Annotated in this window: 14 protein-coding genes; 11 read left to right on the top strand and 3 right to left on the bottom strand. The window is 63.1% G+C overall.

Translation table 11 applies throughout. The annotated features are described in order from the left end of the window. Positions 1 to 30: 30 nt before the first annotated feature. From IYY11_RS03370 to IYY11_RS03355, 4 genes are all read left to right on the top strand, one after another. Entirely contained in the window at positions 31 to 2,040 is a 2,010-nt protein-coding gene (locus IYY11_RS03370; protein ID WP_196402712.1) for a type IV secretory system conjugative DNA transfer family protein, read from the top strand. Continuing rightward, positions 2,033 to 2,860 carry an LPD7 domain-containing protein gene (locus IYY11_RS03365; protein ID WP_196402711.1) on the top strand — a complete coding sequence of 276 codons (828 nt, stop codon included), beginning with the start codon at positions 2,033 to 2,035 and terminating at the stop codon, positions 2,858 to 2,860. The genes IYY11_RS03370 and IYY11_RS03365 overlap by 8 nt, the downstream gene beginning before the upstream one ends. 65 nt (positions 2,861 to 2,925) lie before the next feature. Continuing rightward, on the top strand, positions 2,926 to 3,288 hold the full coding sequence (locus tag IYY11_RS03360; RefSeq protein WP_196402710.1) for a DUF2384 domain-containing protein: 363 nt from the start codon (positions 2,926 to 2,928) through the stop codon (positions 3,286 to 3,288). After that, positions 3,285 to 3,818 (top strand): RES domain-containing protein, encoded by a 534-nt coding sequence (locus tag IYY11_RS03355; RefSeq protein ID WP_196402709.1) that lies wholly within the window; start codon positions 3,285 to 3,287, stop codon positions 3,816 to 3,818. The genes IYY11_RS03360 and IYY11_RS03355 overlap by 4 nt, the downstream gene beginning before the upstream one ends. A 132-nt stretch (positions 3,819 to 3,950) precedes the next feature. On the opposite strand, the gene IYY11_RS03350 is transcribed toward IYY11_RS03355, so the two are convergent. Next, complete coding sequence (locus tag IYY11_RS03350; RefSeq protein ID WP_196402708.1) at positions 3,951 to 4,619, bottom strand: metalloregulator ArsR/SmtB family transcription factor; 669 nt, start codon at positions 4,617 to 4,619, stop codon at positions 3,951 to 3,953. Positions 4,620 to 4,723: 104 nt separating this feature from the next. Between IYY11_RS03350 and IYY11_RS03345 the strand changes: the two genes are divergently transcribed. The 7 genes from IYY11_RS03345 (at position 4,724) to IYY11_RS03310 (ending at position 10,913) form a co-directional block, all read left to right on the top strand. After that, on the top strand, positions 4,724 to 5,464 hold the full coding sequence (locus IYY11_RS03345) for an MBL fold metallo-hydrolase (protein ID WP_196402707.1): 741 nt from the start codon (positions 4,724 to 4,726) through the stop codon (positions 5,462 to 5,464). Next, positions 5,461 to 6,738, top strand: a complete 1,278-nt coding sequence (locus IYY11_RS03340; RefSeq protein WP_196402706.1) for an MFS transporter — start codon at positions 5,461 to 5,463, stop codon at positions 6,736 to 6,738. The genes IYY11_RS03345 and IYY11_RS03340 overlap by 4 nt, the downstream gene beginning before the upstream one ends. Positions 6,739 to 6,755: 17 nt before the next feature. Beyond that, entirely contained in the window at positions 6,756 to 7,127 is a 372-nt protein-coding gene (locus IYY11_RS03335) for an SHOCT domain-containing protein (RefSeq protein ID WP_196402705.1), read from the top strand. Positions 7,128 to 7,266: 139 nt separating this feature from the next. After that, positions 7,267 to 7,617, top strand: a complete 351-nt coding sequence (locus IYY11_RS03330) for a DsrE/DsrF/TusD sulfur relay family protein (RefSeq protein WP_196402704.1) — start codon at positions 7,267 to 7,269, stop codon at positions 7,615 to 7,617. A 3-nt stretch (positions 7,618 to 7,620) separates the two neighbouring features. Then, complete coding sequence (locus IYY11_RS03325) at positions 7,621 to 8,748, top strand: cysteine desulfurase family protein (protein ID WP_196402703.1); 1,128 nt, start codon at positions 7,621 to 7,623, stop codon at positions 8,746 to 8,748. 15 nt (positions 8,749 to 8,763) lie between these two features. Continuing rightward, complete coding sequence (locus tag IYY11_RS23440; protein ID WP_312029692.1) at positions 8,764 to 10,299, top strand: methyltransferase domain-containing protein; 1,536 nt, start codon at positions 8,764 to 8,766, stop codon at positions 10,297 to 10,299. Further along, entirely contained in the window at positions 10,296 to 10,913 is a 618-nt protein-coding gene (locus IYY11_RS03310) for a class I SAM-dependent methyltransferase (protein WP_409455215.1), read from the top strand. Before IYY11_RS23440 ends, IYY11_RS03310 begins: the two co-directional genes overlap by 4 nt. A 349-nt stretch (positions 10,914 to 11,262) precedes the next feature. Here IYY11_RS03310 and IYY11_RS03305 read toward each other — a convergent pair whose 3' ends face one another. Further along, positions 11,263 to 12,309, bottom strand: coding sequence for a relaxase/mobilization nuclease domain-containing protein (locus tag IYY11_RS03305; RefSeq protein ID WP_196402702.1), 1,047 nt, complete (start codon positions 12,307 to 12,309; stop codon positions 11,263 to 11,265). Continuing rightward, the gene (locus IYY11_RS03300) at positions 12,309 to 12,827 is read right to left on the bottom strand and encodes a plasmid mobilization protein (RefSeq protein WP_196402701.1); all 519 of its coding nucleotides are present in this window, start codon (positions 12,825 to 12,827) and stop codon (positions 12,309 to 12,311) included. The genes IYY11_RS03305 and IYY11_RS03300 overlap by 1 nt, the downstream gene beginning before the upstream one ends. Positions 12,828 to 13,013 lie beyond the last annotated feature (186 nt).

The raw sequence follows: 13,013 nt of genomic DNA, 5'->3' as shown, positions 1-13,013 counted from the left end.
AAGATCACGTCCCGAGGCGGAGAAAGCGCCATGATCCGTTTTGAGCTGACCGACTCCTGGCCGCGCCTCGCGCTTTACGCCGGCCTCCCGCTCCTGGCGGCCATGGTCTTTCTTTTCGTCGCCTCAAACGTTCTGCTGCTCGGGCTGCGCGTACATGACGGCGGCTTTCATATATTCGATATTCTGACGCTGGCGGGGCATTTCGGGAGCGACAAGCGCCTCGACCGCTGGTTGACCATCGGCGTCCTGGCCGGCGCCATCGCGACATTCGGTCTGCTCGGCGTGATCTTGCGCACCCGGCCGCGGGCGCTGCACGGCGCCGCGCGCTTCGCCACGCCGCGCGAGATCGAGCAAGCCGACTTGCGGGCGAAACATGGTCTGTTGCTCGCCCAGACCAACGGCAAGCTCTTGACCTTCGGCGGCGCGGAGCATGTCATCGTCTATGCGCCGACGCGATCCGGCAAGGGCGTCGGCGTTGTCATCCCTAATCTTCTCTCCTGGACCGACAGCGTCGTCGTCCTCGACATCAAGAAGGAGAATTTCGTCAAAACGGCGGGATTTCGCGCGGCGCACGGCCAAAAGGTCCATCTCTTCGATCCCTTGGACCCCGAGGGCCGCACGGCGCGCTATAATCCGCTCTCAGCCGCGCGCCGCGATCCGGCCGATCTCTATGACGATCTGCAGAGGATCGCCGGCATGCTGTTTCCGCCTGATCCGCGTGGCGATCCGTTCTGGACAGAAGCGGCGCGTTCGGCCTTCATCGCCATCGGCGGCTATGTCGCCGAAACGCCGCAGCTGCCCTTCACCATCGGCGAAATCCTGCGCCAATTGACGGCGGCGAGCGATGTGAAGGCGCATTTCGAGAGTGTCATGAAGGCGCGAACAACAGGCCCGGAGCAGCTCTCGGCGCCTTGCGTCGCGGCGCTCAACGACTTCATCGCCGCCTCGGAAAACACGCTGCAATCAGTTCGCAAGACCGTCACCGCCCGCCTCGGGCTCTGGCTCAATCCGCGCATCGACGCCGCGACGGCGGCGAGCGATTTCGATCTGAGCAAATTGCGCAGCGAATCAATCTCGATCTATCTCGCGGTCACGCCCGACAATCTCGACCGGCTGGCGCCGCTCCTCAATCTCTTCTTCCAGCAGGTCGTCGATCTCAACGCCCGCGAATTGCCCGAGCACAATCCGGCGCATTCGCGTCAGCTCTTGCTCCTTCTCGACGAATTCCCGTCTCTCGGTCATGTCGGCGTGCTGGCGAAGAGCGTCGCCTTCGTCGCCGGCTATGGCATAAGGCTTCTGACGATCTTGCAGAGCCCCTCGCAGCTACGCGCGATCTACGGCATCGACGAAGCCAAGAATTTCTTGACCAACCACGCTGTCGAGATCGTCTTCGCGCCAAAGGAGCACGATGTCGCCGTGGAGCTCTCGGAACGTTTCGGCACGCAGACCGTAGAGGCGAAGAGCCGCTCGCGGCCCTGGGGCCTCTCCAACCGCTCCCGCTCGGAGACGGTCTCGGATCACAGACGCCCCCTGCTCCTGCCGCAAGAACTGAAACTCGTCGCAAAAAGCAAGGCCTTCGTGCTGATGGCCGGCATACCGCCAATCTTAGCCGATAAGCTCGTCTACCATGAAGATCGCCGCTTCACGGCGCGGCTCGCGCCGCCTCCCATGATCGAACCGATGCCGGCGGCGACGGGTGCGGCGCTCGCCTCCCAGCTTCTGCAGCTGAGGCAGGACGTTGCGGAATTGCGCGCCATCGTCATTCGTCGTCCACTGACCGAGGCGGAAATCGACGACCCAGCGTCGATCCCGGCCGACGCGCTCTCGAGCCTCGCCGACGTGCCGCTCGATCTGGAGAACGTTTCGGAGGAAGCGCTGAACGCCTGGGTGTCGGGCTATATCGACGGCGCCGCGCGCTATGACGAGAGTTCCGAGTCGACCGAGGCGAACCAGCCGGCGGAGGCCGAAGACGCGGTAGCGAAGGGCGCATCAGGGCGCGGTCAGCGGCGCAAGCGAAATCGGGAGATGAGCCGTGGCTGAGAAGGCGAGAGACGACAGCCGCGCGTTCGAACTGAAGCGAGTCGCGCGAGACGGCGACGACAAACGGACGGAGCTCGCCACCAATCGACGCGCGGCTTCGAGATCGAGCGGCGCAGCCGAGTTCGATCATTTGCCCGCGCATCTGCGCCGCAAATATTACGTGGTGGAGATCGACGCGGCGGAAGCGAGGATTTACGCCGACCGAGGCGGCGAATATCTGGTGGCGAAGGCCGGCCGCGACCACCTCGTCACACAGGTGGCCAGCATCGAGATCGTCCGCGACATGGTCGCCATCGCCGCGCATCGCGGCTGGGAAAGGATCGAACTGACTGGCTCGATGGAATTCCGCAGAGAGGCGTGGCTCGCCGCATCGGCGCGTGGGATCGAGGCGAAGGGTTACGAGCCGACAGAGCTCGATCGCGCGGCGCTCGCAAAAACGCAGAGGGGATTCGAGCGGGGCGACAAGGCGCCTGCCTTCGCGCGTGACGGATCAAAGGCAATGTCACAGCAAATGCAGCGCTCGTCGTCTGCTCCAACGGAGCGGGATCGCGCAAGTGGAAGCAGCGACCGGAACGCACGCTCGCACCTTGCCCTCATCGAACGCGTGGCCCTCGCGGCCTTCCCGAAAGACCCGGAAGCGCGCAAGCGTGTTCTCGACGCCGCGCGCGAGCGCCTGGCGCATCATCGCCGTCGCGGGGCTCGATTTGACCGAGCGGAAATAATCGAGAGAAAAGCCTCGCCATCGCGTGAGCCAATGAGCAAGGCCGCCAGAAGGACCCGCGAGACAGATCGCGCCGAGCAGCGCGGCAGGAATCGCTGACGGCCTTGAAATAGTGCCTGAAATGTGCTTATATTGCCCATATCAAGCACAAAGGACCGTTCGGCATGCTCAGCGCCTTCCTCGATCAAGTGACCGACCGGCGCGGCGGCTTTATCTCGCCGCAGCGGGTGAGCGAGGCTCTGCATGTGCCGCTCGCCAAGATCGCCCGCCTGGCCAAGGTCCACCGCAACACTCTCGCCCAGCATCCGGATTCGCCGGTGGTGCAAGAGCGCCTGGGCGATATCGCCCGGATCATCACGACCGCAACCGAACTTCTCGGCGGCGACCAGGGCCGCGCGATCGTCTGGTTCAAGCATCAGCCGCTGGCGGGTTTCGATGGACAAACGGCGGAGGAGCTGGTCGCCGCCGGCCACAGCGACGCCGTTCTCGCCCATCTCGACCTCTTACGCGAGGGCGCCTACGCGTGACCGCCAAGCGCGTGCGGACGATTCCGATCGCTCGCCGCTATTGGCGAATGCTCGCGCCCAAGTGGGCGCATGATCCGTTGAACGGCGCCGGTGCGGCGTTGCGCGGCGGACGGTTCAATTCTCCCGGCATGCCAGCTCTCTATATGTCGGAAGAGTTTTCGACGGCGGTCGCCGAATACGAGCAGGATCTCGGCATCCGACCGGGAACGCTTTGCGCTTACGACGTTCAAAGCGAGCGGATCGCCGACCTCGCCGACGCTCGAACCCTTCAGACATTGGGTATCGACACCGCGGCCTTGCGCGCGCCATGGAAACATATCGCCTTTGTCGAGAAACGGGCGCCTCCGACATGGTCGATCGCCGAACGCCTGCTGAGAGAAAATGTCGATGGGATTCGCGTCCCCTCGGTTCAGGCCGCTGGTTTCAACCTTGTCCTGTGGCGCTGGAATATCGAAGAAACGACGAAAGTCGCAGCGCTCGATCCGCTCCGCGAGCTCCCCGCGGAACAATCGTCGTGGAAACATCGATGACATTTTTCTAAGGCGCATTGGAAAAACTCGCAGACACGACGACGCCAACCCACTCCTTTCAATTCGAGCGCGAAGCCCCGCTTTCGCATTTAGCCCCATTCTGTTCAACGATGCTGGGCTGGTTCGTGCGGATCATGCATGACTAGTAACGACCGGCAGGCCGGCGGCGCGCCATTCTGGAAGACCGTCTTGCAGACGGCGAACTTTGAATCCTCGTGCGCGTAAGGCGGCGACCGCCTCGAAGGAGTGGACGCAATAGGGGCCGCGGCAATAGGCGACAATTTCCCGCGAGGGGTCGAATTCGGCGAGTCGCGCCTCAAGCGCGCGCAGCGGGATGTTCATCGCTCCGGGCAGATGGCCCAGGGCGAATTCATCTTCGGGCCGCACGTCGAGCACAGTGATTGTCCCGGCGCGAATTCGCCGCAGCAGCTCCTCGCGAGAGACGGCTTCCATTGCGTCGCGATCATGAAAATAGCAGCGCATGAGCCGTTCGACTTCGGCCATGTTGCGCTCAGCGAGCCCGCCCAGCGCCGCCAGCAAGTCGAGAACGGCGTCGTCGGCAAGGCGGTAATAGACGAACTTGCCGTCTCGCCTTGTGGTCACCATGCCGGCGCGCCGCATGTGCTGGAGATGCTGCGAGGCGTTGGCGATCGACAGACCCGTCTTCTGGGCGAGAACCTCGACGCTGCGCTCGCCCTGGGCAAGCTGTTCCAGCAGTTCCAGACGATGAGCATGTCCCAAGGTTTTTGCGACAAGGGCGAACTGGGCGAATAGGGCCTGTTTTGGACTCTGGCTTGACATCGCTTCCGCTTGATATTTCATTCAATTGAATACTTGAATTCAGGCTGGCGCTTTGTCAAGATGCGTTGGCCCGCCCAGATTTCAGGCAAAAACGGAGGCCTCCCGTGATCTTGCGCCAGTTCCTGCACTCCGACCCGGTCGCTCTTTCTTACCTTTTCGGATGCGCGGGGCGCGCCGCCGCGGCCGTCGTCGATCCTGTCGGCGACATCGCCCCCTATCTTGGCGCCGCCGAAGAGACCGGCATGCGCATTCGCTATGTCATCGATACGCATTTGCATGCGGACCACCTGTCTGCCGGCCGTGCGCTCGCGGAAGCCGCCGGCGCCGAATACGTGCTCTTCGCCGAAGCGCAAGCGACGTTTCCTTTCCGCGGGGTTCGCGACGGCGAAACGCTCGAACTCGGGAACGTTTCGATCGAGGTTCTGCACACGCCAGGGCATACCCCCGAGCACATCTCGCTTCTGGTTGCAGATCAAACGCGGGCCGACGAGCCATGGCTCGCGCTGACGGGTCACACGCTCATGGTGGGCGACCTCGGCAGAACCGAGCTTGCCACGAGCGCGGAGGAAGGCGCACGCGCCCTGTTCCGCAGCGCGCAAAGACTCAAATGCCTCCCTGATTATCTCGAAGTATTGCCCGGAGCGTATTCCGGTTCGGTGTGCGGCCGCAGCTTGAGTGGCAAGCCGATGTCCACGATCGGCTTCGAGAGGCGCCACAACAAGGCGTTCGGTATCGACGACGAAGACGCCTTCGTGCGCGCCATGGTCGCCGATGTGCCGCCACCGCCGCCGCAAGCCGCCCACATCCGCGCAATCAACTCGGGATTGATGGCGGCGGCGGAATGAGTGCGGTCGACGGTAACCCGTCGCTCCGAGCCAGCGCCATAAGCCTCGGGCTGCGCGCCAATTGGCGACAGTTCTCATTGCTTGTTCTGATCAACGCCTTCGTCGGCGGGATGGTTGGGATCGAGCGCACGGTCGTGCCGCTGATCGGCTCCGAGGAGTTCAGAATCGAGTCGACCACACTCGTGGTCTCTTTCATCGTCAGCTTCGGCGTAATCAAAGCCTTCGCCAATCTCGTCTCGGGACATCTCGCCGACGTGTGGGGTCGCAAACGTGTGCTGATCCTCGGATGGCTATTCGGACTTCCAGTTCCCTTCATGATCATGTGGGCGCCGAGCTGGGGATGGGTTATCGCCGCCAATGCGCTGCTCGGCATAAATCAGGGCCTCGCCTGGTCGATGACCGTCATCATGAAGGTCGACCTCGTCGGGCCGAAGTCGCGCGGCCTGGCGGTCGGCCTCAACGAGTCCGCCGGCTATCTCGCGGTCGGCGTGACCGCCTTTCTCACGGGTTACCTCGCTGCGGAGTACGGGCTCCGTCCAGTGCCGATCTATCTGGGCGTCGGCTACGCGATTGCTGGCGCGCTACTCTCCACCCTTCTCGTCCGCGACACGCGCGACCACGTTCGCCTGGAAATCGGCGACAGCCCGCGTGAAGCCGCAGCGATCGGCTTCTGGGAGGTGTTCACACTGACCTCGTTCCGTGATCGCAATCTCTTCGCGGCATCCCAAGCCGGACTCGTCAACAATCTGAACGATGGCATGAGCTGGGGCATTTTCCCGCTGTTCTTCGCCGCCTTCGGCCTCGGCGTCGAGCGGATCGGCATTCTCAAAGCCGTGTACCCGGCGACATGGGGCATTCTCCAGATCGCGACCGGCCCCTTAAGCGATCGCTGGGGACGCAAAGGCCTGATCGTCGCGGGGATGTGGGTCCAGGCGGCGGGTCTGTTTCTGACCGCGGCAACACGTGAGTTCGAATTTTGGCTGATCGGCAGCCTGCTGCTAGGGGTCGGAACGGCGATGGTGTATCCGAGCCTGATCGCTGCCGTCTCCGATGCTTCGCATCCATCGTGGCGCGCTCGCTCGCTCAGCGTCTACCGGTTTTGGCGTGATCTCGGCTACGCGATCGGCGCGCTCTCCGCGGGAGTCATCGCCGATATCTTCGGGCTGTCATGGGCGATCAGGACGATCGCCGCGCTCACATTTCTCTCCGGCCTAATTGCAGCGTTGCTTATGCGCGATTCTCAACCGGGCTCGAGGCGAACCAATGACAAGTAACCGGAAGGAGGGAAGACATGAACGGTCACAGGACACTTATGGCGACGGCTTCGTGCGCCGCGCTGATCATGCGACCCGCCTGGAGCTGGGCGCAAACTCCAACCGAGCCCGACAAATATGATTGGGAGCGACACATGTCGCATATGATGTGGGACGGAGGCTGGTACGGCATGATCTTTGGCCCGCTTTTCATGATCCTGGCGCTCGCCGCGGTGATCGCGGTCGTCGTACTTCTCGTCCGTTGGATTGGCGGCCCGTGGATTGGGGTCCAGCCGCCATACCAACCGCCTCCAGGACGCACGCCGCTCGATATTCTCAAGGAGCGTTTCGCCCGCGGCGAGATCGACAAGGAAGAGTTCGAAGAGCGTCGACGCGTGCTCGATCAATAACCCGTTCGCGTCAGAACGAGTCTTGGAATGTCCGCGCTCGGCCATGATCGCGGGACGCGACAGAGCTGTGCGCTTGACCACGCAGCGCAAGCATGAAGCGATGCGAGAAGTTCCTTGGGGCAAGGGAAAGGCAATTTCCATGAAGACTCTATTCATTCTAAATGACCCGCCCTATGGGACCGAGCGTTGCTACAACGCGCTGCGGCTCGCCCATGCGCTACAGAAAGATTCGCGGGCGGAAGTGACCATCTTCCTGATGGCGGACGCGGTCATCGCGGCCAAGTCTGGCCAAAAGACGCCGGACGGCTGTTACAACGTCGAGAAAATGCTTAAGCGCGTGCTGGCCAGAAGGGGCGTGGTGCTTCTTTGCGGCGCCTGCATGGACGCGCGCGGCCTCGACGAGGCCGCTGCTCTGGAAGGCGCCCACCGCAGCACGATGGACGAACTTGCGGCGGCGACCCTGGAAGCCGACAAGGTCTTGGTGTTTTAGGCCATGCGGCGCATCTATCTCGATTACAACGCCAGCACGCCGATTGATCCGGCGGTCGCGAACGCGATGCGGCCGTTTCTCGACGATCATTACGGCAATCCGTCGAGCGGCCATTGGGCGTCAACCGGCGCGAAGGCCGGCATCGAAACGGCGCGCGGCCAGACAGCGGCGCTGTTCGGCTGCGAGAGCGACGAAATCGTCTTCACGAGCGGCGGCAGCGAGGCCAATAATTTCGCGCTCAAGGGCGCCTGCTTCACGTTGCGCGCCAAGGGCGACCATATCGTCACGACCGCCATCGAACATCCAGCGATCATCGAACCCTGCCGGTTTCTGGAGCGCCTCGGCGTAAACGTCACCTATTTGCCGGTGGACGGCGCTGGCCTCATCGAGCCCGACGACCTCCGCAAGGCGATCACGTCGCGCACCGTCCTCGTTTCCGTCATGCACGCCAACAACGAGGTCGGAACTATCCAGCCGATCGAGGATATCGCCAGGATCGCTCATGAGCATGGCGTGCTGTTTCACACCGATGCCGCCCAGTCCGCCGGCAAGGTCGCCACCGACGTGAACGCGCTCGGCGTCGATCTTCTGTCGGTCGCCGGCCACAAGCTTTATGCGCCAAAGGGAGTGGGGGCGCTGTTCGTGCGCCGTGGCGTCTCGCTCGAACCGCTCATTCACGGCGCCGGACACGAGGGCGGGAGACGTGCCGGCACCGAGAGCGCCCTGCTCGCGGTCGGCCTCGGCAAGGCTTGCGAGCTTGCGCGCGATCTTTCGCCCATGGATCGCGTTTGCGAATTGCGCGATCATTTCTGGCGAGAGTTGCGGGAGCGTTTCGGGGATCGCGTCGCCCTCAACGGCCATCCGGTTCATCGCCTGCCGAACACGCTCAATGTTTCCTTCGTTGGCCGGATCGGCGCCGAAGTTCTGGCGCGGCTCGACGGCGTCGCGGCCTCGACGGGATCGGCGTGTCACTCCGGCCGCGTCACGCTGTCGCCGGTGCTGGAGGCCATGGGCGTCGCTCCTCACGTCGGCATGGGCGCTATCCGCTTCAGTCTCGGGCGCGGCACGACCCGCGATGAAATCGATGCGGTGATCGAAGGTTTGTCCGACGCGCTCGGCGCCGCGAACTGAGGAGGCGAAAGCCTTATGAGCGGCGCGCAAACGACAGGGCTGAGCGAATCTTACGCTCGCTGGCGATCGAGCCGTCTCGGCCAGATCACCGACGCATTGGAGCAACAGCTCCTCTTCGACCTTCTCGGCGCCTTCGCCGGCAAGACAGCACTCGACGTAGGCTGCGGCGACGGCGCCTTTGCGTCGGAGCTTGCCCGGCGCGGGGCAATTGTAACCGGCCTCGATCCGGACCCGGCGATGACCGCCGCCGCGCGACGGCGGGCCGTGATCGAGGGCGCTCAATTGCGGCTCGTCGAAGGAAAGGCCGAGGCGCTGCCATTCCCGGACGCAACGTTCGACAGCGTCCTCGCGGTGGCGGTGCTCTGCTTCGTTCGCGACGGCGAGCGGGCCGTGGCGGAAATGGCTCGCGTGCTGAAGCCAGGAGGTCGGCTCATCATCGGCGAACTCGGGCGCTGGAGCCCATGGGCCGCCTATCGGCGCATTCGCGGCTGGCTCGGCCATCCAACTTGGCGAGAGGCGACGTTCCACACGACGGGGGAGCTTTGCGAACTCCTGGGCGCCGCCGGACTCGATACGATCGAGATGCGCGGCGCCGTCTATTATCCGCCCTGCGGGGCCGCCGCGCGGTTGCTTGCTCCGTTCGACCCGTGGCTCGGGCGAAAAACGGCTCTCGGAGCGGCCTTCATCGCCGTATCGGCAACAAAGCCTATCGCAAAACAGCAAGAAGTTGCTAGCGCCGCGCCGGAGAGTGAAATGAAAACGCCGCCGATCCTTTCTCATAAGCATTACGACGCGCCGTCCGCCTTCACGCCCGAGAGCCTGTTGCGCGAGGCGCGCCGCCAGAAAGGCCTTTCCGTCGCCGCCGTTCCCCAAATCTGCGTTCTCGATCCCGATGGCGACATTGTGCGGCGCCTGCGTGTTGCGGGCTATGCCGATCACCATCCCGGCTGGGCCTGCTATCACACCGATCTTTACCTATTTCGTCATGACGGGCACGAATATGGAATTGTCGGTTGCGCCGTCGGCGCCGCTTTTGCCGTTCTGGTCGCGGAAGAGCTGTTCGCCGCCGGCTGCCGGCTCCTGATCAGCGTGACTTCGGCAGGGCAAATCCTTCCGGTGCAAGCTCCGCCGTACTTCATCGTCATCGACCGCGCGCTACGCGACGAAGGTGCAAGCTATCACTATCTGCCGCCGTCCGATTACAGCGAGGCGGATCCACGACTGGTCCAGCTCTCGCGCGAGGCGCTCACTGCGGCGGGAATCTCGGCGCAGGTCGGCGCCTCCTGGACGACCGACGCCCCCTTTCGGGAAACGGAAGCGGCGATCGACGCCGCATTGCGGACCGGAATTCTCGCGGTCGAAATGGAGGCCGCAGCGCTCTACGCTCTTGCGAAGGCGCGTGGTCGATCCGCAATCTGCTTCGCGCATGTGACCAATCAGATGGGCCGGGTCGAGGGAGACTTCGAAAAAGGAGTCATGGATGGCGCGGAGGAGTCACTGCGGGTCATTTCTCTGACCGCGAAGCGCTGGCGAGCGGAGGCGTCGTCGTGAACGTCTATGATCGCTGGGTTTTTCCGCCGCTGCTCGATCTGGTCATGCGTCAGACCCAGCTCGAGAAGTATCGTCGCGAGGTTGTGGCCGCCGCCAGCGGCCGGGTGCTCGAAATCGGGGTCGGCTCGGGACTGAATTTCCCGTTCTATAGCGAACAGGTCGAGATTGTTATCGGAATCGATCCTTCGCCCCGTTTGCTCGCGATGGCGAGCCGACGCGCCGAGGCGGCTCGCGTCCTCACCGAACTCCTACAAGCGTCTGCGACCGCGATCCCTCTCGCCGACGACACAATAGACACGATCGTGATGACCTGGACGCTTTGTTCGATTCCCGACCCGCTGACCGCGCTGCGCGAGATACGGCGGGTGCTTAAACCAGATGGCAGGCTGCTCTCTATCGAACACGGACTTTCCCCCGAGGCCGGTGTCGAGCGCTGGCAGCATCGACTCACCCCTATCTGGGGCCCCATATCAGGCGGTTGTCACTTGGATCGGACAATGGATAACCTGATACGCTCGGCCGGTTTCGAACTGACCAAGATTCGAACGGAGTACGCGCGCGGCGCCCGCACGTTCACATACATGTACGAAGGATGCGCTCGGCCCACAGCATGACGTGATCTCTCTTCAAATAATTTACATAAGCCGCAAATATGGAAACTGTCGGCGATGAGTCATCGGCGGCTCTTCGTTTGCAAGCGTGACGGGGGCAAAGAACGCGATTTCACCATATCGCACGAGCGCCTCCGCCTAGTACAAGATTTGTGAACTTCGCACCAATCTCTTAGTTCAGAACGTCGGCTTGTCTCTCGTTCCGGCCATTCGCAAGTAGGGCCAACTGAGGCTGCTAATGGGTCAAATCGAGAAGAACCCATTCTGAGCATATGTTTTGAGAGTTGTTACTCAGCGGACATTTGACGATGACGATCGCAAGGGCGTCTGATGGACGGCTCGCAGACGACGCTCACCTCTCCGACTCCGGCCCGCCCCTTTCCTTGTCTCTTCCATGCTGCGGCGGCCGGGTCTTACTGATCGCCTTGGCGAGCTCTTTCAAAAGCCGATCGCGTTTGGTTTCGAACTCGGGCATGTTCGCCACGAACTGCAACACTTGCGTCGCCAGGTCGCGGTCAGCCGCGCTCACAGAACGCTGCAACTCCTCAGCCTGTCGTCGATAGGCCTCCTTGATCGCCATCTGTCTTTCGCGCGTCTTCGCGTCCCACTGATGCGCCGAGATTTTGTTTCCACGCGCCTCCCTCACGGTCTCCTCGCGAGCGAGTCGTTCTACGCGCGGCTGCTCGCCGCGCTTTCTGATCGTGCGAACGACGCCGCGCTCGGCCCGCCTGACCTTGCCGCGTGCGCGGCGCGGCGTCGCCTCCGCCTCAACGCCGCGCAATCGCAATTCGCCGGCGAATTGCTCGCGCCATGTCGCAAGATCGGCTTTGCGCGGATTGAGGCGCTTGCCGTCGTAACCTAGGGAGCGCACGGTTAGGTGAACATGCGGATGCTTATCGTCGAGATGCTGCACGAAAACATAATCGTGTTGCCCGCCGAAGGTTTCGATCGCGAAGGCGCGGACCGCATCCTTCACGGCGACCGGGTCCGTTCCGGGTGGCATCGACAGGATGATGTTATGGGATAACGGCCCATCCTGACGCCGGCTCGCATCGAGCGCCGCGTCGTCGGCCCACTGCGCCTGGATGTCGTGCAAGCCGTGCCGCCCTTCCATGACAGCGCCGACCTCCGTTTCCGCCGCGAGTTCGCCGTTGCGGGTGATATATTCGAGATGCGATTTGAGATGGCCGATGGTCTTGGTCTTGCCGGTGATCTTGACCATGACCTCCGGCGTCTGGGCGACGATCCGCTGCAACTTGGCCCGCATGGCGGGCGTGAGCGTATGTGGATTGGTAAGATCGGGAATCTCCCACTTGGCGCGCCTCGGTTTCCGGACCGGCGTTTGCCAGACGTAGGAGATCGGCGGCAGTTCGAGGTCCCGATCTCCCTCTCCGCTCATCAACGGCCTTCCCAATAATCGGCGTTCCGCTTCAGCGCCGCGCGCAGCTCAGCGAGCGCGCTCTCGATGCACGCCGAGGCCTCCCGAACTGCGTCGGCCTCGATTTTCACCGAGGGGCCGATCAGCCGATCGAGATTGGCGGCATGGGCGATCTGATTGATGTTGCCGCCGATGCGATTCAGCTCGCGCGCCACCGCTCGCAGCGCCTGGCGCTCGTCATGCGGCTGCTGCACAGGCGAGCCGATCCGCGCCCGTACCAGCGATGCGATCCATTGCGTGCGGTTCATGCCGCGCTGCGCGGCGATGGTCGCCAGAAGATGCAGCTCGCGTTCGCTCAGTCTGATCGTTACCTTGCGCGACGCACTTGTCGGCATCGTCGCACGCGCCGCTGCTCTTCCGTCGCCGACCGCTCGCTCGACGAGACGCCGCATCATGGCGGACTTGCCCCCTTCGTTCGCCGCCATCGCCGCGAATTTTTTGGCCAGCGCGTCGTCAATATGAAATCCCAGAAACGTCATGCGTACGTTTGGTCCCTTCAGAGGGCGAGGTGTTTAAAAACGGCTGGCGGCAAGCCTATCCTGCACTCGCCCTCGAAAAACACGATGCGCTCCATCTTGAAGTTTCGGGGCTCGATTCCGATTGGTGGCCGTGGCCTCGCGGCGAGTTCTTCAACTGACTCGGATCGTTCGCGGCGGCATGAAGAT

Origin of the sequence: Methylocystis sp. H62, from assembly GCF_015709515.1 — a bacterium.
In the GTDB taxonomy this organism is placed as follows: domain Bacteria; phylum Pseudomonadota; class Alphaproteobacteria; order Rhizobiales; family Beijerinckiaceae; genus Methylocystis.
This window is presented reverse-complemented; position numbering and strand designations above follow the sequence as displayed.